Origin of the sequence: Peptostreptococcus russellii (assembly GCF_003012055.1) — a bacterium.
Taxonomy (GTDB): Bacteria; Bacillota; Clostridia; order Peptostreptococcales; family Peptostreptococcaceae; genus Peptostreptococcus; species Peptostreptococcus russellii.
The window spans coordinates 632,742-656,785 of the sequence record NZ_JYGE01000003.1 but is presented as its reverse complement, the minus strand read 5'-3'; the positions used below and the strand labels follow the sequence as shown (position 1 = coordinate 656,785).

The 24,044-nt window shown below is 29.7% G+C and carries 23 protein-coding genes; 19 read left to right on the top strand and 4 right to left on the bottom strand.

Annotated elements, in window-relative coordinates; translation table 11 throughout:
- Window positions 1–41 precede the first annotated feature (41 nt).
- Together UF10_RS04835 and UF10_RS04830 are read left to right on the top strand one after the other, a co-directional pair.
- Window positions 42–995, top strand: coding sequence for a galactose-1-phosphate uridylyltransferase (locus tag UF10_RS04835; protein ID WP_106776682.1), 954 nt, complete (start codon window positions 42–44; stop codon window positions 993–995).
- Between the two features lie 325 nt (window positions 996–1,320).
- Complete coding sequence (locus UF10_RS04830) at window positions 1,321–3,222, top strand: type I glutamate--ammonia ligase (RefSeq protein WP_106776681.1); 1,902 nt, start codon at window positions 1,321–1,323, stop codon at window positions 3,220–3,222.
- Window positions 3,223–3,543: 321 nt separating this feature from the next.
- Here the strand turns inward: UF10_RS04830 and UF10_RS04825 are convergent, their stop codons facing one another.
- Window positions 3,544–4,377, bottom strand: a complete 834-nt coding sequence (locus tag UF10_RS04825; RefSeq protein ID WP_106776680.1) for a pyridoxamine kinase — start codon at window positions 4,375–4,377, stop codon at window positions 3,544–3,546.
- 360 nt (window positions 4,378–4,737) lie between these two features.
- On the opposite strand from UF10_RS04825, the gene UF10_RS04820 reads away from it, so the two are divergent.
- Both UF10_RS04820 and UF10_RS04815 read left to right on the top strand, forming a co-directional pair.
- Window positions 4,738–4,938 carry a cold-shock protein gene (locus tag UF10_RS04820; RefSeq protein WP_106776679.1) on the top strand — a complete coding sequence of 67 codons (201 nt, stop codon included), beginning with the start codon at window positions 4,738–4,740 and terminating at the stop codon, window positions 4,936–4,938.
- Window positions 4,939–5,148: 210 nt separating this feature from the next.
- Window positions 5,149–5,595, top strand: a complete 447-nt coding sequence (locus UF10_RS04815; protein WP_106776678.1) for a CBS domain-containing protein — start codon at window positions 5,149–5,151, stop codon at window positions 5,593–5,595.
- A 237-nt stretch (window positions 5,596–5,832) separates the two neighbouring features.
- On the opposite strand, the gene UF10_RS04810 is transcribed toward UF10_RS04815, so the two are convergent.
- A complete protein-coding gene (locus UF10_RS04810; protein WP_106776677.1) occupies window positions 5,833–6,300 on the bottom strand; it encodes a hypothetical protein in 468 nt (155 codons plus the stop codon).
- Window positions 6,301–6,706: 406 nt separating this feature from the next.
- On the opposite strand from UF10_RS04810, the gene UF10_RS09350 reads away from it, so the two are divergent.
- The 5 genes from UF10_RS09350 to UF10_RS04785 all read left to right on the top strand — a co-directional run bounded on the left by UF10_RS09350 (window position 6,707) and on the right by UF10_RS04785 (window position 13,333).
- Window positions 6,707–6,904 carry a hypothetical protein gene (locus UF10_RS09350; protein ID WP_242969046.1) on the top strand — a complete coding sequence of 66 codons (198 nt, stop codon included), beginning with the start codon at window positions 6,707–6,709 and terminating at the stop codon, window positions 6,902–6,904.
- 305 nt (window positions 6,905–7,209) lie between these two features.
- The gene (locus tag UF10_RS04800; RefSeq protein ID WP_106776675.1) at window positions 7,210–7,974 is read left to right on the top strand and encodes a peptidylprolyl isomerase; all 765 of its coding nucleotides are present in this window, start codon (window positions 7,210–7,212) and stop codon (window positions 7,972–7,974) included.
- A 232-nt stretch (window positions 7,975–8,206) separates the two neighbouring features.
- Complete coding sequence (locus UF10_RS04795) at window positions 8,207–10,369, top strand: ABC transporter ATP-binding protein (protein ID WP_106776674.1); 2,163 nt, start codon at window positions 8,207–8,209, stop codon at window positions 10,367–10,369.
- On the top strand, window positions 10,356–12,170 hold the full coding sequence (locus UF10_RS04790) for an ABC transporter ATP-binding protein (protein ID WP_106776673.1): 1,815 nt from the start codon (window positions 10,356–10,358) through the stop codon (window positions 12,168–12,170). The genes UF10_RS04795 and UF10_RS04790 overlap by 14 nt, the downstream gene beginning before the upstream one ends.
- The gene (locus UF10_RS04785; RefSeq protein ID WP_106776672.1) at window positions 12,170–13,333 is read left to right on the top strand and encodes an AI-2E family transporter; all 1,164 of its coding nucleotides are present in this window, start codon (window positions 12,170–12,172) and stop codon (window positions 13,331–13,333) included. Before UF10_RS04790 ends, UF10_RS04785 begins: the two co-directional genes overlap by 1 nt.
- 339 nt (window positions 13,334–13,672) lie before the next feature.
- Here the strand turns inward: UF10_RS04785 and UF10_RS04780 are convergent, their stop codons facing one another.
- Entirely contained in the window at window positions 13,673–14,395 is a 723-nt protein-coding gene (locus tag UF10_RS04780) for a Crp/Fnr family transcriptional regulator (RefSeq protein ID WP_106776671.1), read from the bottom strand.
- Between the two features lie 243 nt (window positions 14,396–14,638).
- On the opposite strand from UF10_RS04780, the gene msrB reads away from it, so the two are divergent.
- The 3 genes from msrB to UF10_RS04765 are packed head-to-tail and all read left to right on the top strand — an operon-like array spanning window position 14,639 to window position 17,255.
- Window positions 14,639–15,592, top strand: a complete 954-nt coding sequence (msrB, locus tag UF10_RS04775; RefSeq protein WP_106776670.1) for a peptide-methionine (R)-S-oxide reductase MsrB — start codon at window positions 14,639–14,641, stop codon at window positions 15,590–15,592.
- A gap of 60 nt (window positions 15,593–15,652) precedes the next feature.
- A complete protein-coding gene (locus tag UF10_RS04770; RefSeq protein ID WP_106776669.1) occupies window positions 15,653–16,900 on the top strand; it encodes an alanyl-tRNA editing protein in 1,248 nt (415 codons plus the stop codon).
- Between the two features lie 37 nt (window positions 16,901–16,937).
- Entirely contained in the window at window positions 16,938–17,255 is a 318-nt protein-coding gene (locus tag UF10_RS04765; protein WP_106776668.1) for a hypothetical protein, read from the top strand.
- 115 nt (window positions 17,256–17,370) lie between these two features.
- Here UF10_RS04765 and UF10_RS04760 read toward each other — a convergent pair whose 3' ends face one another.
- Complete coding sequence (locus tag UF10_RS04760; protein ID WP_106776667.1) at window positions 17,371–17,973, bottom strand: hypothetical protein; 603 nt, start codon at window positions 17,971–17,973, stop codon at window positions 17,371–17,373.
- Window positions 17,974–18,194: 221 nt separating this feature from the next.
- Here UF10_RS04760 and UF10_RS04755 point away from each other — a divergent pair, with 221 nt between their 5' ends.
- The 7 genes from UF10_RS04755 (at window position 18,195) to UF10_RS04725 (ending at window position 24,040) form a co-directional block, all read left to right on the top strand.
- On the top strand, window positions 18,195–19,289 hold the full coding sequence (locus UF10_RS04755) for a protein kinase domain-containing protein (RefSeq protein WP_106776666.1): 1,095 nt from the start codon (window positions 18,195–18,197) through the stop codon (window positions 19,287–19,289).
- A 347-nt stretch (window positions 19,290–19,636) separates the two neighbouring features.
- A complete protein-coding gene (gene rpsB, locus UF10_RS04750) occupies window positions 19,637–20,380 on the top strand; it encodes a 30S ribosomal protein S2 (protein WP_106776665.1) in 744 nt (247 codons plus the stop codon).
- A gap of 101 nt (window positions 20,381–20,481) precedes the next feature.
- Complete coding sequence (gene tsf / locus UF10_RS04745; protein WP_106776664.1) at window positions 20,482–21,390, top strand: translation elongation factor Ts; 909 nt, start codon at window positions 20,482–20,484, stop codon at window positions 21,388–21,390.
- 119 nt (window positions 21,391–21,509) lie between these two features.
- Window positions 21,510–22,214 carry a UMP kinase gene (gene pyrH / locus UF10_RS04740; protein WP_106776663.1) on the top strand — a complete coding sequence of 235 codons (705 nt, stop codon included), beginning with the start codon at window positions 21,510–21,512 and terminating at the stop codon, window positions 22,212–22,214.
- Between the two features lie 54 nt (window positions 22,215–22,268).
- Complete coding sequence (frr, locus tag UF10_RS04735) at window positions 22,269–22,826, top strand: ribosome recycling factor (RefSeq protein ID WP_106776662.1); 558 nt, start codon at window positions 22,269–22,271, stop codon at window positions 22,824–22,826.
- A 59-nt stretch (window positions 22,827–22,885) separates the two neighbouring features.
- Window positions 22,886–23,170, top strand: a complete 285-nt coding sequence (locus UF10_RS04730) for a putative quinol monooxygenase (protein WP_170062449.1) — start codon at window positions 22,886–22,888, stop codon at window positions 23,168–23,170.
- A gap of 138 nt (window positions 23,171–23,308) precedes the next feature.
- Window positions 23,309–24,040, top strand: a complete 732-nt coding sequence (locus tag UF10_RS04725; RefSeq protein ID WP_106776660.1) for an isoprenyl transferase — start codon at window positions 23,309–23,311, stop codon at window positions 24,038–24,040.
- Window positions 24,041–24,044 lie beyond the last annotated feature (4 nt).

The following is a 24,044-nucleotide window of genomic DNA, read 5'->3' as shown; positions in this document are numbered from 1 at the left end:
TATAATATTAATATAAGAAAGTATACTGGGGGGTGTTTGATATGAAAGAAATAAGAAGAGACTCTATAACTGGAGATTCAGTAATCTATTCTAGTTTTAGAAATAAAAGACCTCTAGATAAGGTCAATTCGACAAATGATTTTGATGGTAAAGATAATGAATATAGTAGCTCTTGTCCTTTTTGTAGAGGAAATGAAAAAGAAACAGATGTGTTAAAAGAGGAATTATTAGAAGATGGAGACTGGGTTGCAAAGTGTGTTGCCAATAAATTTCCTATATTAGATACATCTACAAAAGAAATATTTGGAGATCATGAGGTTATAATAGAAACAAATAGACATAATGGAAGTTATTACGATATGAGTATTGAAGAATATAAAAATACATTTAGATTATTTAGTTCTAGATATAGAGAATTAAGTAAGACGGAAGGTATAAAGTATGTAAGTATATTCAAAAACTCTATGAGAAATGCTGGAGCATCCTTGATGCATCCTCACTCTCAGATAATATCATTTAATATGATTCCTCCTGAGATAGAAAAGGAGCTGGAAGTTGCAAAAAGACATATAGCATCTACTAATAGAAATCTTTATGATGATATCATAGCATCTGAAATTTCTTATGGGAAGAGAGTGATATATAATGGTAAATATTTGCTAGCTTTTGTTCCATATGCAACTAGGTATAATGGAGAGGTTAGGATAATTTCTAAAACAAGTGACGATATATCTGATTGGAATGAAGATTATATAGAGGAGCTTTCTTATATATTTAAAAACTTATTTTCAAAATTATACATATACCAAGGAGAGATTCCTTTTAATTTATTACTTCATACTTATCCATTAGAATGTGAAGGAAGAAATATTTTTAGGACACATATTCATATCGTTCCTAGAAAATACAACTTTGGAGGATTTGAGTTGAGTACAAACTTTTTTGTGTGTGGTACAAATCCAGATGAATTAGCAAGTGAGTTAAAATTTAAGTAAGAAGATTTATAAAAAATCAAATTATAGTATTTATTTATAATTAAAGTAAAAATAAGGACGTGCTATCAAGAGTATAATCTAATAAAGATTTTCTTGATAGCATTTATTTTTATAAAAAGATTTATTGTTTTAAATAAATTTGTATATTTATAGATACATTGCTTATATTTATAATTGAAATAAAACGTTATCATATATAAAATATCAGATAATTGCCATTATTAGCTTGAAAATATATCGAAATTGATATATAATATAAAAAACTAAAAGCGAATATTAAAATGGATAATCAAATAATAATTCATATATTTTGTGAGGAGGAAGTATGTCAGACTTATTATACTTTATAGGTAAAGAAGACCATTCAAGCAAAAGATTGGCCGAAATTTTAGAGGAAAACAAAAATATAAAATTTGTTTCTTTGATGGGCGTTGATTTGGGAGGAAATTCAACAGATGAAAAAATTCCAGTAAAGCTATTTTTAGAGGATATTGATTCATTTTTGAACTCAACTATACAAACAGATGGTTCATCAGTAGAACTATATGAAATCGCTACACTTAACAATGCAAAAGTAGACTTGATGTCAGATATAGATGCTACTTGGTTTGTAGATTATAACTATGACTTCATAGATGAAAAGACAAAAAAACCAGTTGGAACTATCAAAATTCCAGCTTTTTTGGTACATGATAATAAAATGGTATGCTCTAGAGCGACACTTTTAAGAGCAGAAAGTCATTTTAAAGAAAGTATTAAGAAAATTATAAAAGAAAATCCTGATATACTAAAAAATACGAACATTAACAAGCCTGAAGATATAGAAAGTATAGATTTAACGGTTGCAACAGAGTTAGAATTCTGGGTAAATACACCAGAGGATAAGGCGGATTTAGAAAAATTGTTTGTTTCTCAGAGTTTAAAAGAGCAGTACTGGAAAAGAACTCATGGAGTAATTAGAACTTGTCTTGAAAGTTGTCTTTTAGAGCTAGAAAAATATGGTTTGAACCCTGAAATGGGACATAAAGAGGTCGGCGGTATACATAGTTCTATAAACAATGAAGGATCTACAAATCATGCTATGGAGCAGTTAGAAATATCTTGGAGATTTAGTACACCGCTTCAGGCAACAGATAATGAGATCCTTGTTAGAGAATTAGTATATGACATATTTGAATCACATGGACTAGAAGTGAGTTTTAAGGCCAAACCAATACATGGTGTGGCAGGTAGTGGTGCGCATGTCCATTTGGGTGTGAGTGCAAAACTTAAAAATGGTAAATCTGTAAATTTATTTGCACCAAAAGACCTTAGGAAAGATTTTCTTAGTCCAATGGGATACGCCTCGCTTATGGGTATGCTTAAAAACTATGAGGTTTTATCTCCAATTGTTACAAGTACAAATGATGGATTTAATAGATTGGAACCAGGTTTTGAAGCACCTGTATGTACAGTTACTTCACTCGGGCATGACTATGAGCTTCCTTCTAGAAATAGATCAGTGCTTATAGGTTTGATAAGAGATGTAGAAAATCCAAAAACATTAAGATTTGAGCTTAGATCACCAAATCCTAGAACAAATAAATACCTTGTGGTTGCTGGATGTTATCAGACTATGCTAGATGGAATAAAAGCTATTGTTAAGGCAGGAAAGTATGATACAAAAGATTTAGAAGCCGAACTTTCAAAAGATGTAGGTGAAGAAGGATTTTATCTTGAAAAAGGAAGATCTTATAGAGATGAAAATAATGTTTTTAATTTCTATACATTAGAAGAAAGAAATAAAAGATTTGGTCAACCACCAGCAACTGTATATGAAGCGATGTTAAATTTCGAAAAGTATCCAGAAAAATTGGCAGTTTTAACTGAAGATGAAGTATTTACGCAAGCTATACTAAACTCATTTAAGGAAGGTTCATTAGATATTTGGAAAAAGAAACTTTCTTCTAGAGTTATTGATAGAAATATAAGGTTACTTAGAACTTTTAAAAAATTACACAATCATGAAGAGATGGATGCTATAGATGAAGTGATGTGGGACTCAATAGCACAAATAAAATATGACCTTATGAAAAATACTTTAAGTGGTCCATCAATTTATGGAATGATTAAAAATGCAATTGAGATAGGAAACTATAAAGAAGCATCAGATCTTCAATTGATTGCAAAAAAGAAAATGGATGAGATACAACAGTTATATATAAATTATAGAAAGAATATATTTTAAAGGATTCTACAAATATAAGTTATAAAGTTTAGTATTTATAAAATTTAAGATATACTAAACAAAGAAAATCAATAAAGGTAAGTAAGTATGTTTAATAGCAAATAAAATCAGTAAAAGTAAGCAATATAGATAGATATAGCTAACACAAAGAAATCTATAAAAATATATAAATATAATATATAAATAAAGATAGGAAAAACAAATATATAAAAAAAGAAAGCTATACAAAAATATAAAAAGTCGTGATCTATATAGGTCACGACTTTTTATATTATATTAATGAATGATAGCTAAAGGATTACATAGAATGTTAAGTACCATTTATATAGAAGTTAGTCTATGTAAGAAACTTTCGAAACATATACCGTCATTTCTATCAAAATCTCCATCTTCCACTGTGTAGTTTACGGCATCATAAATAAAATTTGTAGCACACTGCACGCTTTCATTGATATCAAATGATCTACTTACCATAGCTGTTACTATTGAGGTAAATATATCACCGGTTCCACTAAAACTAAGTTTATTATATTTATTGCCAATTTTTGTAATTTTATCTTTTGATGAATCATAACATATGTTCATAATACAACCGTTGCTCTCAAAACCTGTTATTATAACAGATTGAGGACCTAATTTTGATAGATCTCTGCAAAGTTGAAGAAGTTCTTCGTCATTATAATCAAATGAATCTGATTTTCTATCTGCTAGGAGATTTGCCTCTGTTATATTAGGAGTAATCAAATCTGCCATAGATACCAATTTTTTCATTTCTTTCACATGATTATCATCGAAAATTGGGAATAGCACCCCTAAATCTGCAAGGACAGGATCCACAATTACAAAGGAGTTTTTATTTAAATTTATCAAATTTTCAACTATTTTAATTTGTTCAGTAGATCCCAAGAATCCACTATATATTGTATCAAATTTTTGACCAAGATCATGCCATACATCAATATAGCTCTGCATAGAGTCAGTTAGATCAGTAAAGGTATACTTTGGATAACCTGTTTGACTTGATAGCACTGATGTAGGCAGAGGGCAGCATTGGCATTTTAAGGCTGATATAATAGGTAAAGCTACGGTTAAGGAACATTTTCCTACACCTGAAATATCATTTACACATGCTATTTTTTTTTGCGTATTTTTCATTTGATTTGCCTCCGATTGTTAATTCTGTATATATAATATCACACTTTTTCATATTTACAAAGAAGATAAAACTCTTTGATTATAATAGTATGAGTGAAAAAAGTAATTTAATTATAGTATTAGTGAACTAATGTCTAATAAGATGTTTCTAATAAAATCATTTTAAATATTTTTTTTTAATATTATTGTGGTATTTTATAAAAGACTGTGCTATAATAAAGATACGATAACATTGTAAATAAAACATAAAAGTGTAAATGTTTTATAGAAAATTATTGACTAATTTTCATAAGTGTGTTATTGTATGATAGAAATGGATTACAACAAAATTCAGTAGTCCGTTATGTAGGAGGATATTTAATGAAAGTCGGAGTAGTAAAGTGGTTTAACAATGAAAAGGGATTTGGATTTATATCAGTAGATGGAGAAAATGATATATTTGTACATTTCTCAGCAATAGAGGCAGACGGATACAAGTCTCTAGAAGAAGGTCAGAAGGTTGAATTTGAAATCGTTGATGGTGCAAAGGGACCTCAGGCTGCAAACGTATCAAGAATATAATAATTTAGACAGTTTAATTTTAACATATAGATAGATTAAATAGTTATTAAATTTTTATCGTGATTACAGTGCGAAAGGCTGACCAAATGGTTAGCCTTTCTTCTTGCTTAATATTGATATTTTATTAACTATTATTTCGAAATATGATGAAAGAAAATTCATAATGTGATATACTTATAGTAGATAAAATAAAGGTAAGGAGATAATGAAATGAATATCTTATTCTTTTTAACACCAAAGGCAGAAGTAGTAAGTGTATGTGACAAAGATAACTTAAAGCAAGTGTTAGAAACGTTAGAGCAACATAAATTTTCTTCAGTTCCTATAGTAAATGAATATGGAAATTACTTAGGCACTGTAAAAGAAGGTGACTTGTTGTGGTATTTGAATGATAAAAAATCTTTTGATGGAAATCTTCTAGAAAATACTAATATAATGGATATACCAAGAAGGCTTACAAATGAAACAGTGAAGGTAGATGCAAATGTCGTGGATTTGTTTCATATCTTGATAAGCCAAAATTTTGTGCCTGTAATAGATGATGCGAATATATTTATAGGGATAATAAAGAGAAGAGATGTAATATCTTACGCCCATAAAAGATTAAAGGAAGAGGAAATGCAAGAAGAATCAAGCAAGGAGATGTTTGATTTATAGAGTAAAAGTACAACACCTATTTAAAAGGATTAGGTGTTGTACTTTTATTAGTCAATATCAGGGAAAAATTGGGAGCTATAGATACTGTATTCTTATATATGTATATGAATTTTATATATAAATATTGAAAAATATATAATTGAAATGATATGTAAAGTATAGATTATAGTTATATGACCGTAGTTATTATATTTAAAAATTAAATTAAAATAAAAAAGGTAGCTAAGCTACCTTTTTTTACTTCTTGATATTATTTTTTGTCACCAAAACTGCAATTTTTGCATCTGGGTTATATGTTATCTGTACAAGTGAGTTTCTTTTTACTCTTTCTAAATCTTCACCGCCGTATTTAATATCAAGCTTTACAGGTTTCTTTCCCTGTTTTATCAAAGCTACATATTCATCCTTGCCCTTTTTTTCTAAGGTAATCAAATTACCTACATAGGGGATGAAATTATTGTATTTTGCACCTACCTTTTTAAGGTAGAAGAATGTACCCACAGCAACAAGTACTTCTATAATAAGTACTCCCCACCAAGGTATCTTTACAACTACTCCAAGTATTACTACAGCGATTGCAATAATTATAGGTATGATAGCCTTTTTTAACATAAGCTTACCGATTATATCGTTAGCCTTTTTTTCAGGTCCAGTCATAGTCTTTTGCCTAGCATATTGCTCAGCAAATCTATCTTTTATGCCCATGTCCAAGCCTCCGTTTCTGTTTATAATGTTTATAAAAATACCTTATCATTTTAACATATATTGAAATAAAATTAAAGGGTATAATCTAAAGATTTAAAATTGTGCTCATCTTTGGTATAATTAAAAAGAGCTTATATCTTTATTATACAACAAAAAATAGATTGGAGGGATATATTTGCTATCTAAAATTAAAAAACTTACATTTATGGAATTATATTTTAGATTTATCAGCTTATTATTTTGGCCGATTTACTGGTACAAATGGATTGTAATAACTATAGAAAATTATAATTATATACTTTTTTATATATATTTAGCAGTTGACAACTTATTTATAGTACTACTTATTATATGGTATCTTAGAAAAAAGATTGAGTCAAAGAGATACTTTTTATTTGCCCTTTCAATGTCTATTACATATTTGATAACATTATCCAGTTTTATGATATTCAAGACAAACATAATGCTACTATATGCCCAAATAATAATGTGTATTGTTTTAATAGCAGTATCTTGGAAATTAATAAAAAGAGAATATAATGATATAGGTGTTGTAGGGATACTTGCTGGTGCATTGATCCTTATTCTAACATATTTTTATTAGATTATTAATTTATGAAAATATATGTATTTTTATAAAAAATTATAAAGAATATCATTTAAAAAAGATGAGTCAAGTTATCTACTTAAGATATTTATATCTGCTATATATAACAGGACTTTGGTCTAAAAAATAGATATTAGATACTAGAAAGTATTAAAATAGATTATAATCTTTTTTAATATCGAATAATTTAGAATAAAATAATAATAAACAAAACAAAAAAATACATATTGTAGACATAGTATATAAAAAATGTTATCATTGAATGGTAAGATAATTAGGGAAATTAACGGAGGAATATAATTATGACAGAATTAAATTATTTAGCAAAAATAGGCGACAAAGAAATAACAGCCGCTGATGTAGAAGCTGCAATAAACAGTTTAGACCAATTTCAAAGACAACAGTTCGATAGCGAAGAAGGAAGAAAGAGAGTTTTAGCTGACTTGATAAATCAGGAACTTTTCTATTTAGATGCTATTGATAACAAGCTTGATGAAGATGAAAACTTCGTTAAGGAAATGGAATTAATAAAGGCAAACATGTTAAAGCAGTATGCTATAAACGCTTGCCTATCATCAGTATCAGCTAATGATGATGAAATGCTTAAGTATTATGAAGAAAATAAGGAACAGTTCGTGAATCCTGAATCTATAACAGCTAAGCATATACTAGTTGAAAGCGAAGAAATAGCTAGTGATGTGGAAAAGAAGATAAACAAGAAGGAAATATCTTTTGAAGATGCAGCTGTTGAATATTCAACTTGTCCATCAAACATGAACGGTGGAGAACTTGGAACTTTTGCTAGAGGACAGATGGTTCCAGAATTTGAAGAAATAGCATTTGAGCTTCCAGTAGGCAAGCTTTCTTCTCCAGTAAAGACTCAGTTTGGATACCACTTAATACTAGTAGAAGATCATAGCGAAGCGGCTCAGGCTGAATACGAAGAAGTTAAAGAAGAAGTAGAAAAGGCTATAATGTACCAGAAGCAAAATGAAGCTTTTATAAATAAGATGGAAGCTTTAACAGATAAGTACAAGGACATATTAGATATAAATAAAGAAAAATAATTTAAAAAATCAGTTAATGATTTAAAAATTAAAGAAAGTTGACTAAAAGAATAAAATACTTGAATGGGAAATGTATATTGTTTTTATAATATATGATTTAAGTGTTTATTTTACTTAAAGAGGTTCCTAGGAGCCTCTTTTTAATTTCAATATTTTTGCAAACTTTATTTGGGAAAAAGCCTTTTAAGTGTTATAATTAAAAATAAGAAATTTTTTAAGAAAGGAAGAAAAAATGAAGACGATATTGTCATATTTTAAGAAACACATACTTTCTATCTTACTATTAATTGCAGTGTTAGGAGCACAGGTTCAATTCGAGCTTTTACTTCCACAATACACTTCAGATATAGTAAACGTAGGTATACAGCAAGATGGTATCAAGGATTCGATTCCAAAGGTAATAGATGAGAATACCTATGGCGTGTTGCTATCACTTTCTGATCAAAAAGACAAAAGTTCTATAGCTAAGTCATACGAATTATGGATTCCAAAGTCCAAAGATTCAAAAAATCAGAATATAAAGAAGGATAATCCAAACTCAAAATTAGTAAACACAGATAAGTATAATATTAACTATTATCTTTTGAAAAAAAATGTTGATACTAAAGCGTTGGAATTACATATGAATAATGCTTTTGTAAAGTACGCAGAGTATATGAATAACAGTATGGCGACTGATAAAAAAAGTCAGTGGAGTGCCATGAGTAAGGAAAAAGTTCCCGATTTTATGAAAAAGCAGATAGGTGTAAAGGGTGTGTCTACTATTTATAAAAAGAATGGAATAGACATTAACAAAATGCAGAAAAACTATCTATGGAAAAATGGTATAGTTATGTTGTTAATAGCGTTGGCTACGGGATTACTATCAATAGTAGTCAGTCTTATATCTGCAAGAGTATCATCGAAAGTCTCAAAAGATTTGAGGCAAGATTCATTTGATAAGGTGCTTTCTTTTTCAAATCATGAAATGGGGAAATTCTCAATAGCTTCATTGATATCTAGATGTACAAATGATATTCAACAAATACAACAGTCATCAGTCATGGGCTTAAGATTTCTATTTTACGGTCCAATAATGGCAATAGGAGCATTTTTCAAGGTATTTAAGCTAGATGTTTCAATGGTATGGATAATCGTACTTGCCATAGCTGCTACTTTAGTATTTATATTCCTAATAATGAGACAAGCTCTACCAAAGTTTAAGGCTATACAAAAGATTGTGGATAAATTAAACCTTGTTACTAGAGAATTTATATCGGGAATAGAAGTCAATAGAGTTTTTAGAACCAATAAATACGAATTAGATAAGTTTGATGATGTAAATAAAGAGTTGACAGACACAACTTTATTTATAAGTAGATTGATGTCTTTTATGCAACCTATAATGATGTTGGTTATGAATGGAGCCACTTTACTAATTGTATGGGTAGGAGCTAAGAGCATAGAGGCAGGAAATATTCAAGTAGGAGATATGATGGCATTTATTCAGTATGCTATACAGATAATAATGGCATTTTTATTTATCTCAATGATGTCTATAATATTACCTAGAGCTATGATAAGTGCAAACAGAATTGAAGAGGTAGTAACTAGTGATATAGCAATTAAGGATAATGGTACGGTCACAAAGTTCAATGAAGAAGGAAGGATAGAATTTGATAATGTTTCTTTCAAATATGATGGTGCACCAGAAAACGTAATTGAAAATATAAACTTTGAAGCTTCAAAAGGAAAGACAACTGCTATAATTGGTTCTACTGGATCTGGAAAAACAACAATAGTTAATATGATTCCTAGATTCTTGGATGCAACAGAAGGTAGTGTAAAGCTAAATGGTGTTGATATAAGAGAAATTCCTATGAAGACACTGAGAGAAAAAGTATCTGTAGTTGCTCAAAAGTCTGTCATATTTTCTGGTACAATAGCTTCTAATATAGAATATGGAAAAGCTATTAGAAACAATAAAAATATGAAGATGGCAGCTGAAATTGCCCAAGCAATGGACTTTGTAGAGGGTAAGGAGGATGGCTTTGAAAGTGAAATATCTCAAGGTGGAGCAAACCTATCTGGAGGTCAAAAGCAAAGACTTTCTATAGCAAGGGCTATAGCTAGAGATTCTGAAATTATAGTATTTGATGACAGTTTCTCAGCACTAGATTCTAAAACGGATAGAAATTTAAGAAATGCACTTAAAAATAACTTGTCGGATAAAACCTTGATTATAGTTGCACAAAGAATTAATACAATAATAGATGCAGATGAAATCGTGGTACTTGAAGATGGTAAAATTGTGGGCAAGGGGACTCATGATGAGCTTCTTCAAAAGTGTGATGTTTACTACGAAATAGCAAAATCCCAGTTGACAGAGGAGGAATTGAATCATGAAAGCAAATAATAAAAATAAAAATTCTTCTAATAAAGATTTTTCAAAGAGTATAAAAAGACTTTTGAAATATATGAAGGGTGATTACAAAAATATAGCAATAGTATTTGTATTTGCAATTCTGTCAACCATATTTTTAATAGTTGGCCCTAAAATAATGGGTCAAGCGACAACAGAGATATTTAATGGTGTAATAAGAAAGATATCTAATCCACAAAATGGTATTGATTTTTCAAAAGTATTAAAGATAGTGTTGATATTAGTATTATTGTATAGCTTAAGCTCAGCATTTTCATACATACAGTCATACATAATGAGTGGAGTTTCTCAGAGAGTATCTTATAATTTGAGAAAAGAAATATCTGAGAAATTCAATAAACTTCCGCTGTCTTACTATGACAACAATAGCAGGGGAGACATAATATCTAGAGTCACAAATGATGTAGATACACTAAGTCAAACGCTTAATCAAAGTTTGATGCAGGTAGTAACTTCAATAATTACTATAATAGGTGTATTTATAATGATGTTGTCTATAAATATATGGATGACTTTGGCTGCATTGGTAATATTACCTCTTACTATGATTCTTTTGACATTTGTTATAAGAAAATCACAAGTATACTTCAAAATGCAGCAAAAATATTTAGGAAAAATAAATGGACGAATAGAAGAAAGTTTTGCAGGTCAAAGTGTAATAAGAGGTTATAATGGAGAAAGATTTGAAGAGTTAGAATTTAGTTCTATAAATACAAAACTTTATACAACTGGATGGAAGTCACAATTTTTATCTAGTATAATGATGCCGATTATGATGTTTATAGGTAATTTGGGATATGTTATAATATCTATCTTGGGTGGATATATGGCCATTATGGGCAAGATTACAGTTGGTGATATACAGGCCTTTATCCAGTATATGAGATCATTCACTCAACCTTTAAATCAGATAGCCCAGATAATGAACCTATTGCAATCAACAGTGGCGGCTGCAGATAGAATTTTCGAATTTTTAGATGAAGAAGAAGTAGATTTATCTCAGAGCGAAATTATATCTGAAGACGAGTTTGAGGGTCGCATTAAGTTTGAAAATATAAAGTTTGGCTATGAAGAAGACAAAATTATAATAAATGATTTTAGCTTAGATGTTAAGCCAGGCAGTAAAATAGCAATAGTAGGTCCAACTGGGGCAGGAAAAACAACTTTAGTAAAACTATTGATGAGATTTTATGAACCAAATAGTGGAAAAATTACACTTGATGGAAGAGATATCTCAAAGTTAAATGTAGACTACTATAGAAGTAATTTTGCAATGGTTCTTCAAGACACATGGTTATTTAATGGAACTATAATGGAGAACTTGAGATATGGTAAGCTAGATGCTACTGATGAAGAAGTATACAAAGCCGCAAGGGCTGCCTATGCTGATAGATTTATTCTTACTCAGCAAGATGGATATGAAACAGTTTTAAGTGAAGATACAAAAAATATTTCACAGGGACAAAAGCAGTTATTAACAATAGCAAGGGCCATACTTTCTAATCCTAAGATACTGATATTAGATGAAGCGACTAGTTCAGTAGATACTAGAACAGAAGAGTTGATACAAAAGGCTATGGATAATCTTATAGAGGATAGAACAAGCTTTATAATAGCTCATAGACTTTCAACTATAAGAAATGCAGATTTAATCCTTGTATTAAATGAAGGGGACATAGTAGAACAAGGAAATCACCATGAATTAATGGAAAAAGGTGGTTTTTACAAGAATCTTTATGACTCTCAATATGAGGAGTTGGAGGGCGCAAATTAATGAAAGTTGATTGGAACAAGAAATATACAACAATTGCTGTATACTCTCTTATTGTAATATTTTTGAGTATAACATTTTACTTGAGTGTTACAAAATTTTCAAGATTAAGTGAACTAACAAATACATTTTTTGCTATATTAAAACCATTTATACTAGGCTTTTCTCTTGCATATGTATTTAACTTTGTTTTAAATTTTTATGAAGAGAAGGTGATTAAAAAAATTGCCAAAAGGGACTTAAAACTTAAACAAAAAAGAGCGTTATCTCTAGTGATGACTTATTTCACAGTATTAGTAATAATTGCTTTGTTTTTTAAGTTTGTACTTCCACAGGTTGCAGATAGCTTATCCAAACTTTTGACAGATTTTCCAAGTATAATGGATCAACTATATGCTTATACGAATAAGTTGGTAGAAGGACTTAACCTATCAGCTGAATCTAAACACCTATTTAACTCTAGAGTAAATGAGATTGGGAAAAAGGCGGTGGAGTTTGCCACTAACTTAATGCCATATCTTGCAAATTTATTCCTTAATGTAATAAAAAGTGTGTGGAATTCTGTATTAGGTTTGATAATTTCCATATATATACTAGCGGATAAAGAGAGTTTCTTTGCAATTTGCAAGAAGTTTATATCAGCTATATTTCCTATCAAGGTTAGAAATAGAATGTTGTATATAACACGTCTTTCGAATCAAATATTTGGTAAGTTTATAATTGGTAAAATAATAGATTCTTGCATAATTGCTTTTATTACTTTTGTAACACTTTCAATAGCAGCAATGCCTTATAAGATTTTAATAACCTTTATAATAGGGCTGACAAACATTGTTCCTTTCTTTGGACCATTTATTGGGGCAATACCTTCAATAATTATTGTTTTATTAGTAGATCCTATAAAAGCTTTATGGCTTGCCTTTATTATATTAATAATACAGCAAATTGATGGAAATATAATAGGTCCTAAAATATTAGGAGATTCAATAGGCATATCTTCATTTTGGATACTATTTTCACTTTTATTGGCTGGAAAATTCTTTGGTATAATAGGTATGGTAATCAGAGTACCACTATTTGCGATTATTTATACAATTATAGGAGAATCCATTGATAATAGGCTTAAAAAGAAGGGGTTACCTATATCTAAGGAAAAATATAAATAAAAAATAAGAAAGATTAAAATATAAAAAATAAGAAAAAAAGAACTATTAGCTAGCTAATAGTTCTTTTTTATAAATTTTTATGTTTTAATATGTAAGAGTATATGGAATTTATTTTAAAAATAATATTAACCTATAAAATTTAATACTTAAATAAGTTTATCAAATCCGATTAAATGGACTATAGTGTAACTAAATCGAAACTACCGACAATATCGCTTAGACAGGTAGAGTCTTTATAATAAATAAGAGTTCTCTTGCTATCTTGAATAAAAAAATAGATTATAAGCATAACTTATTTATGATATAATACAATCTTTGCTTTCAAAACGTTATAAAAAACTATAATATTTTGAAAGAATTCTTGTCGTAATCTATTATCTTTTCTTCTTTTAGTCTGCTAAGCTCTCTAGATAAGGCACTTCTATCAACTCCCAAAAAATCTGCCATATCTTTTCTGGAATAAGGTATTTCGAAAATACTTTTGCCAGATTTCTCTTTTTGACCTTCCAAAAAATGCATGATTTTTTTTCTGATATTTCTTCTTGATAGAACTTCAATTTTAGACAATAAGATTAGATTTTTATCAGCAAAAATATTTAAAAGGTTAGATATTATAATATGTTTGTCTACTAAATTTTGGTCATCATTTCCTATTGAAATAAGCTCAGCTGTATCTATTAGAAAAATAGTAGAGTTTGAATTTGCCTGAGCAGTAACAGGACTTTCTTTCCTACTTGTAAAAGAAAAAACCTCTGCAAACATTTGATTTTCTTTTATAACATCTATGATATTTCTATTCCCAAATTCATCACTGTTAGTAAGCAAGATTTCTCCCTCTAGCAATACACATAAGCTAGAAAAATTTTCCCCTTCATTAAAAACAATATCTCCCTTTTTAAGTTTTAATAATTTACTTTTGATTGAACTTAGAAATAACATTAAACTCTCTTCTGAAAAACCTTCAAATAGTTTGATATTTTTCAGATTATGGATATATTTAACTGCGACATTAGAGTCTATATGTGAAGAAAATTCTTCACACTTAAAATAATTTTTGTTCATAAAATTCACCTACTTAACTTTTTTAAATAATAATATAGCAATATATTTTTTGGATACTTAGACATTAATTTATATAATTATATCATTATTTAGCCTAGATTCCCAAATATTTAAGAAAAGAAGTATTTTTAATTGATAGTTATATGATAGCATTTTGCTAATATTGTTTATAAATATAATTTTTTGGGCATAATATAAATAATAAAAGTTTATTTTTATTTAAAAAAAGAAAGGGGAATTGTCATGAAGAAATTAGCAACATTTGCTGGAGGCTGTTTTTGGTGTATGGTAAAGCCATTTACAGCGTATGATGGCGTTGAAAAGGTAGTTAGTGGATATATTGGTGGAGATACTATTAATCCTACTTACAAGGAGGTTTCTAGCGGTACTACCGGACATTTTGAGGCTATAGAGATACACTTTGATGATGAGAAAATTTCATATGAAGAACTACTAAATATTTATTGGAAGCAAGTAAATCCATACGATAGCCAAGGTCAGTTTGCAGATAGAGGCCCTCAGTATAAGACAGCTATCTTCTATAATGATGAGGAACAGAAAAATATAGCATTGGAATCAAAGAAAAAGCTTGAAGAAAGTCGTAACTTTAAAGAAAAAATAGAAACTGAAATATTAGAAGCAGGGACTTTTTATCCTGCAGAAGAATATCATCAGGATTACTATAAGAAAAATTCTACCCATTATAATAATTATTATAAAAACTCAGGTAGATACAACTTCCTTAAAAGTAATTGGGATAGAAGAAATGTAAACAGAAATGAGTTGATGGCAAAGCTTACAAACATACAGTTTGAGGTTACTCAAAACGATATGACAGAGGTTCCTTTTGAAAATGAGTACTACGACCATTTTGAAAAAGGCATATATGTAGATATAGTAGACGGAACACCACTGTTTTCTTCATCTGATAAATATGATTCTCAATGTGGTTGGCCAGCCTTTTATAGACCAATAAAAGATACTGCAGTGTATAATAGAACTGATTATTCTTTTGGAATGCTAAGAACAGAAGTTAGAAGCGTAAATGCTAATAGCCATCTAGGTCATGTATTTGATGACGCTCCTGAAGAGAAGGGTGGAAATAGATATTGTATAAATTCAGCCTCCCTAAAGTTCATACCATATGATAAAATGGAAGAAGAAGGGTATGAAGAGTTTAAATCATTTATAAAATAATTTTTATAAAACAACTCTTTTTGTAATAAAGTACTATTTAGAAGGGTGGTTATTTTATTTATGGAAAATTTATATTATCGAGAAAGAAATCTAAAGGAAGTGGAAACCCGAATAAAAGAAATAATTGATTATGAAGGTAAGAAGGCTTTTTTGCTTGAGGAGAATATATTTTTCCCAGGTGGCGGGGGTCAGATTTCAGACTCTGGATATATAATAGGAGTAGATAAAGAAAATAATAGAATTGAGATAAAGCTAATAGATGTTTTAGAGGATTTAAAATTAGGGATAGTAATATTTCCAGAAGATACTAAAAATATTGATATAAATCAACCAGTAAAATGTATGCTAGACTGGAGTAGGCGAGAAGATGGGATGCAACAACATACTGCTCAACATATCTTGTCAGGATGTTTCTTTAAAAACTTTAATAGAAACACAAAAGGACTTCATATAGGGAAAGATTTTTCTCAATTAGATATTGAAGGTGAATTTACGGATGAAATGGTGCAGGATATAGAAGACTATGCCAATGAGATTATTCAAGAGGGAATAGATATAAAAAACTATATTATGGATGATGATTTAAAAGACAAAAATATTACAAGAAGACCATTGCCGAAATCAGCGGAAGATATAAGAGTGTTGGAAATTCCAAACTTAGATATCAATGCTTGCTGTGGTGTTCATTGTTATAATACTAGAGATCTTTCTATGATAAAGATAAAAAGATACTATAAGCATAAGGGTGCAACAAGGTTTGAGTATCTTGCAGGTAAAAGGGCTATAGAATATGTTTTAAATAGAGAAAGAGTTTTTGAGAGAGTATTAAATAGCTTTAATTGTGATGAAAATAATATTGAAAATGCAATAGATAATTTGAATAAGAAAAAAGATGAGCTATATGAAAAAAATAAGTATTCAAGTCTAAAATATATAGAATTATTATCAAATAAAATTATAAATGCAAGTAAAGTGAATGAAGATAATATATATATTGTATATAAAATATTTGATGATGAAAAAAGTTGGCTAGTAGCAGATATTGCAAAATATATATCTGAAAATTATAGAGCAATAGTTTTATTTGCAAACAAAACAAATGACTTTATTGATATAAAGCTTCAAACAAGTAAGGACTTAACTAAAGAATATAATTATATAAACTTGGGAAAAGATTTTAAAAACAATTCAAAACTACTGGATGCTAAAGGTGGCGGATCTGCATTTATGGCCCAAGGAATAGTTAGTAATCAAAAAAACATTGACAATTTCTTGGATAGTATTTATCATATATATATTGAAAAATAAGAAATGTATTTAACATTAAATGTATGAGGAGGCCAAGATGTCATTAGCAGGACGAATCATTTTAATATTATTATCTTTATTTGCTATTTACTGTATGGTTGGTAAAAATGGCAGAGGAGTAAGAAATTATATTATTAGACACACAGTTGCTGTATATGTTATGATATTGGGCTTATTATCTATTCTTAAGTCAAGTTTAGGGCTTATACAAGGTTTTTATTTTGGAATAGCTGCACTTGCTATATCAATACTTACTTTGTTTGTATTTAAGAAAGATTATAAGAAATGTCAGATATTAAATATATTGGGGATCATAATAGGAACGATTGCTACACACTTTGCATATATTCGATAGTAAAGAAGTGTTTGTTTAGAAGGATTAAAGTTTTTACTTTGATCCTTTTTATTATGCACAAAGATTGCAAAAAAAGTAGAAGGTACACCTTCTACTTAAGTTAAATAATAAAAAACTAATTATTATCCTTTATTTTTGTGAGTTCGTATCCGTTTACTATTAGAGAGTTTAAATCTTCATCTTTAAGTACGGCATCAAATTTTATTTTAGATTTCTCATTTGGATATAAAAAATATCCATTTGCATATACAACTTTATTATTTTTATGCATAGAAGTTGTAACTACTTTTAAGTCACCATTTGAGTTAACATAAGTATTGAGGTAATTTGAAAGTAGCTTTTCGTATTTAGTGCTATCTTCACTAGATATTGTAGAGCTTTGCGCTACAAATTTATCTGGCAAGCTATTAGAAGAAGACATACCAAAATTATTTGTTATTTTACCAGCAATTAAAATAACAAACATAATTATTGCTATAGCATAAATTGCTTTTACCCAGATAGGTGAATTTAGCTTATTTAGCTTTGATCTATTCTTATTTCTAGTTTGTTGGTTTATCTGTTCACGCATCTTGTTTATATCATATTGGATTACACGATTATCATTGTACACATTTTTTTGCGTGTCGGCCTGTGATTTTTTGTTATTATATGCTTTTTTCTTTTCAGCAAAGTTAATGGCCTTACCGGAATTTGTTTTCTTTATTTTTTCGCTCAAATGTAACCCTCCAGTCCTTAAAATACAAAAACACTATCAATATTCTAATTATATTAAATTTATAAATAATAGTCAATAATGATGTGTAGAAAGTATACTAAATTTATCGCTCTAAGTCAACAATCATATATAGAAAGTATTCTCATTTTGTGATAAAATTAGATGAGAAGAGTTTAATTTATGAATCGAAAATTTACTTTCTTGGAGGAGGAAGAGAAAAAGTGATTTTTATAGGTAATAGATATGAGATAACGGATAGACCCGTTTATATAGAGGAAAATAAGCTTTACAATGCTTATGACTCAGAAAAGAATGTAAACGTTAAGATAAAGATAATAGAAAATAATAGATATATAAGTATAGACTTTATACCAAACCTTATAGACGAGAGTATGGTTATAAATGAATTAAAGTGTCCGTATATATTGAATATATTAGATGTTGGTGTCCATAGAACTGTTGATAATTTACTATACTATATAGTATATGAAAACTTCGATGGGGTATCCCTTTCAACACTAACTAGAGGTGCCTATCTTCATCTTGACGCATTGATAAGAATAGCAACACAAGTGATAAAAGCATTACAATCATATAAGAGTCTTGGTAAAAATCATGGTTCTTTAAAGCCCGATGATATATTGGTAGATGACAAGTATGGAATCAAAATTGCCGATTTTGGTATAACAGAAGCGAATAGAGGGACAAATATTAGATGTTCTGGTAATTTAAAATATCTATCTCCTTCACAGCTTTCAATAGATTTTACGGATATAAAAACAGATCTATATTGTGTAGGGGTGATACTGTACGAGGCGACTTTTAAGAGATTTCCATTTAGCGAGGCTCATACAGAAAAACAATTGATGAAAGCTATTGATAAGGGTGTAATGTGGTCTAAAGTGAATACAAATGACTATAATCAGGACTTTATTGATATAATTAAAAAATTATTGGAAAGAAATGACAATCTATGTTATAAAAATTATAACGAGGTCCTTATGAGCCTAAGCCAGTTTATGTATAAGACTTCAAAGATTAGCACAACAGAAATTAATGATATGGCATCCAAGCCTCAGCTTGAATCAGTATTAGATAAAACAGGAAGAATAGATCCAGAAGATTTTTATAAAACAAATCAAATATTTTTGAAAGATATTGATAAGGCGTTAATTAAACAGGCTATCGAGGAAAAGGCATCGATAAAGGCAGAAAAGATAGAAGAAAAGAATAAGGGGCAGAAAGTAAAAAAGGTATTAGTGCTTACTATTGTTGTATTAATTGTAGGAACAATGTTGGCTTCAATTTTTTTATAGGGAAAGTTTTTAAGAATCATAAATAAAATATTCATTTTATTCAATATAAAAGTTATTATTAACTGAAAATTAATTCATTTTAATAGGTATATTTTGAATAAATCAATTTAATTAAGAAGTTTTATAGCAATTATTTCGAAGCAGTTATCTTTTGCTTAGTTTTAATAAATAATCTATTCATATTGTATGTTGACTTTTATATATTTAAATGATAAAATGATATAGGTTATTTTAAGACCAATAAATTAAACACAGCAACGGGATTTCTAAAAGGTGCCGTATACTTTATAAGAGGTTTTTTAGAGAGAAGAACGTGCTGGAGGTATAAAACCGAGGAGGAAAAATTAATGTCAGTAATTTCAATGAAACAATTACTAGAAGCTGGTGTACACTTTGGACATCAGACAAGAAGATGGAACCCAAAGATGGCGAAGTATATATTTACAGAAAGAAATGGTATATATATAATCGACCTACAGAAAACTGTAAAGAAGATTGATGAAGCTTATAAGTTTATGCAGGAAGTAGCAGAAACTGGAAAGCCAGTACTATTCGTTGGTACAAAGAAGCAAGCTCAAGATGCTATAAAGGAAGAAGCTGAAAGATGTGGAATGTTCTATGTAAACGAAAGATGGCTAGGAGGAATGCTTACTAACCATAAGACTATAAAGACTAGAATCAAGAAGCTAAGAGAATTAGAAGCTATGGAAGAAGATGGTACATTTGACGTACTACCAAAGAAGGAAGTTCTTCAACTTAGAGCAGAAAAGGATAAGCTAGAAAAATTCCTAGGTGGTATAAAGGATATGCCAGAACTACCAGCTGCAATATATGTAGTTGACCCTAGAAAGGAAAACATAGCTATACAGGAAGCTCATAGACTAGGTATACCAGTAGTTGGTACAGTTGATACTAACTGTGACCCAGATGAGATCGACTATCCAATACCAGCTAATGATGATGCTATTAGAGCTGTAAAATTAATAACTGGTGCAATGGCTAGTGCTGTAATCGAAGCTAGACAAGGTGTTGATGATGTAGCTGTAGAAGAAGAAGCTGTTGAAGCTGAAGCAACTGCAGAAGAAAAGTAATTAATACATTAATACATTGAATAATGTAAAGCTTATGGTAAGGGCATTGCCCTTACCATTTTGTGAATAAATAATAATATAATTTATAGGAGGATTTTACGATGGCTGTAACTGCACAGATGGTAAAAGAATTAAGAGAAGCAACAGGCGCAGGTATGATGGACTGTAAGAAGGCTCTTACAGAAGCTGAAGGCGATATAGAAAGAGCAATTGATATATTAAGAGAAAAAGGTCTTTCAAAGGCTGCTAAGAAGGCTGATAGAGTAGCTGCTGAAGGTTTGGTAACTATAAAGACTAATGAAGATAACACTTCTGCTGCAATAGTAGAAGTAAACTCTGAAACTGACTTCGTTGCAAAGAATGAAGATTTCAAGGTTTTTGTAAATGATGTAGTAGAAATGGCTTTAGATGGTTCTGCTGAAAATGTAGCTGAATTATTAGAAGCTGAACATAAAGAAGGTAAGGCTCTTCAGGATGTTTTAAATGATAGAATAGCAAAAATAGGAGAAAAGCTTGATATAAGAAGATTTGAAAGAATATCTACAAATGGAAAAATATCAGGATACATTCATGGCGCTGGTAAGATAGGTGTTGTTGTAGAGTTAGATACTGATTCTAATGATGAAAAGGTATTTGAATTAGGTAAGGACATAGCTATGCAGATAGCAGCTATGAACCCTAAGTATATCTCTAGAGATGATGTTGATCAGGATTATATAGCTCATGAAACAGAAGTTCTAAAGCAGCAGGCATTAAATGAAGGAAAGCCAGCTAATATAGTTGAAAAAATGGTTGTTGGTAGATTAAATAAGGAATTAAAGGAAGTTTGTCTATTAGATCAGGTATTCATTAAGGACTCTGAAGTAACTATAGGAAAGCTTATTGAAAAGGTTGCTAAGGAAGTTGCTAGCCCAATAAAGGTTTCTAGAATGGTTAGATATGAAGTAGGCGAAGGAATTGAAAAGAAGCAGGAATGCTTCCTTGAAGAAGTTGCTAAGCAGATGAACTAATCAATAAAGTAAAGAGAACACTTAGCGTGTTCTCTTTTTTATAAGAATACGTGTTTAATATACAAGATAAAATTATTTCGTATACAACACAAAATTAATTGTTAAAGGAGAATATTAATATGAATGAACCTATATACAAAAGAGTGTTACTAAAGATAAGCGGCGAGGCTTTATCTGGTGGAACAGGATTTGGTATTAACAATGATGTGTTACACGATATATCTTTGGGGATCAAGGAGCTAAATGATGTAGGAGTAGAAGTAGCCGTAGTCGTTGGTGGAGGAAACTTCTGGAGAGGTAGAACAAACCAGGGGATGGATAGAACCACTGCTGACTATATAGGCATGCTTGCTACTGTTATGAATGCTATGGCCCTACAGGACTCTTTAGAAAACGTAGGAGTTCCTACAAGAGTTCAGACAGGTATAGAAATGAGACAAGTTGCAGAGCCATATATTAGAAGAAGAGCAGTTAGACACCTTGAAAAGGGAAGAGTTGTAATATTTGGTGCTGGAACAGGTAATCCATATTTTTCAACAGATACAGCTGCTGCTCTTAGAGCTGCAGAAATGGAAGCAGATGTAATATTATTGGCTAAAAATGTTGATGCCGTATACGATAAGGATCCAAAGATTCATAGTGATGCAAAGAAGTTTACTAGCCTAACTTATATGGAAGTAATAAACAAGGAATTAAAGGTTATGGACTCTACTGCAACATCTTTATGTATGGATAATAAGATTACTATAAAGGTATTTGAGCTTTCAACTGAAAATATTATTAAGGTTGTTTATGGAGAAAATCTTGGAACAATCGTGGAATAATAGTATAATATAAGTAGGAAATTATCTTTAAAAATTATTTTCAGGAGGGTTTTTATGAAGTTAGATATTCACGTTCTTTTAAAAGAGCAAATGGATAAAACTATTGAAGCGTTAAAATTTGAATTTGGTACTATTAGAGCTGGTAGAGCTAACCCATCAATGCTTGATAAGGTTAGGGTAGATTACTATGGAACACCTACACCAGTAAACCAAATGGCAGCTGTAGCTGTAGCTGAAGGTAGAATATTGACTATAACACCATGGGATAAGTCAAGTATTCATGATATCGAAAAGGCAATTGCTGAATCAGATATCGGTATAGCACCAACAAATGATGGTTCTATAATAAGAATAGCTGTTCCTCAACTTACAGAAGAAAGAAGAAAGGAACTAGCTAAAAAAGTATCTAAGTCATCTGAAACATTTAAAATAAGAATAAGAAATGACAGAAGAGATGCTAATGATGAAATAAAGAAGATGGAAAAGGCTGGAGATTTAGCAGAAGATGAAGCTAAAAGAGCTCTAGAGGAAGTTCAAAAAATGACTGATGAATACATCAAGGAAATAGAGAACTTAACATCTGAAAAAGAAAAGGATATTATGTCAGTTTAGTATTTTAAGAGAGATGGTCTACATCTCTCTTATTTTTTATTTATATGAAGGAGATTAGTATGAAAAAATTAACAATATATGTTAGATACATTGCAAAAAAGGGATATGGAGAAAAATTTTTAAAAGAAGTTATAGAAAATAGCATATTGGAAAAAATAAGAAAAGAAGAAGGTTGTATAAGGTATGATTATTTTATTTCCTTAGAAAATAGGGATGAGATACTTTTGCTTGAATCATGGGAAAATGAAAACTTTCAAAAAGAACATATGAAGCAAGATCATATGAAGAATTTAAAGCTTATAAAAGATAAATATATTCTAGATACGATGATTGATAAAATATAAATTTATATTAATATAGCTTCTATTATAAAACTCTTTATAATTGTAGAACAATTTTTGTTATGGTATAATATCTGTAAGGTATCTATATTTTGAATTAAATATAGCTTAAAGCATTAATAAATTAAAGGAGATATTTGTATGGATAAAATGTATTATGATATAGATAAGAATAAAGTACCACAACATATTGCAATAATAATGGACGGTAATGGTCGATGGGCAAAATCAAGAATGATGCCAAGAACATATGGTCATAAGGCTGGTGTTGAAACAATTAGAAAGGTGGTAAAAGAGGCTAAGAGATTAGGAGTTAAATACCTTACTTTGTATGCCTTTTCTACAGAAAATTGGAAGAGACCAAAAGATGAGGTATCTGCACTTATGAAGCTTTTAGTAACATATTTGAGACGCGAACTGGCCGAATTAGATAAAAATGATGTGAAAATAAACACAATAGGTGACATATCAAAATTGCCAGAAGTATGTGTAGCTGAATTGAATAAGTCAAAAGAGGAGACAAAGGACAATAAATCATTGGTTCTGACATTAGCTCTAAATTATGGCGGAAGAGCAGATATATTAGATGCAGTAAAGCTAACATGCAAGGACCTATTAGAAGGAAAGCTCGAAATAGATAATATTGATGAAGATGTATTTGCAGCTTATTTGGATACAAAGGATATAGTAGATCCTGATTTGGTTGTCAGAACAAGTGGGGAACAAAGACTTAGTAACTTCTTGCTTTGGGAAATAGCCTATTCAGAATTTTACTATACAGATATTCATTGGCCAGATTTTGATGAAGAGGAACTTCAAAAAGCAATATATTCTTATCAAAATAGAGATAGACGTTTTGGTGGCGTCAAATAGGAGG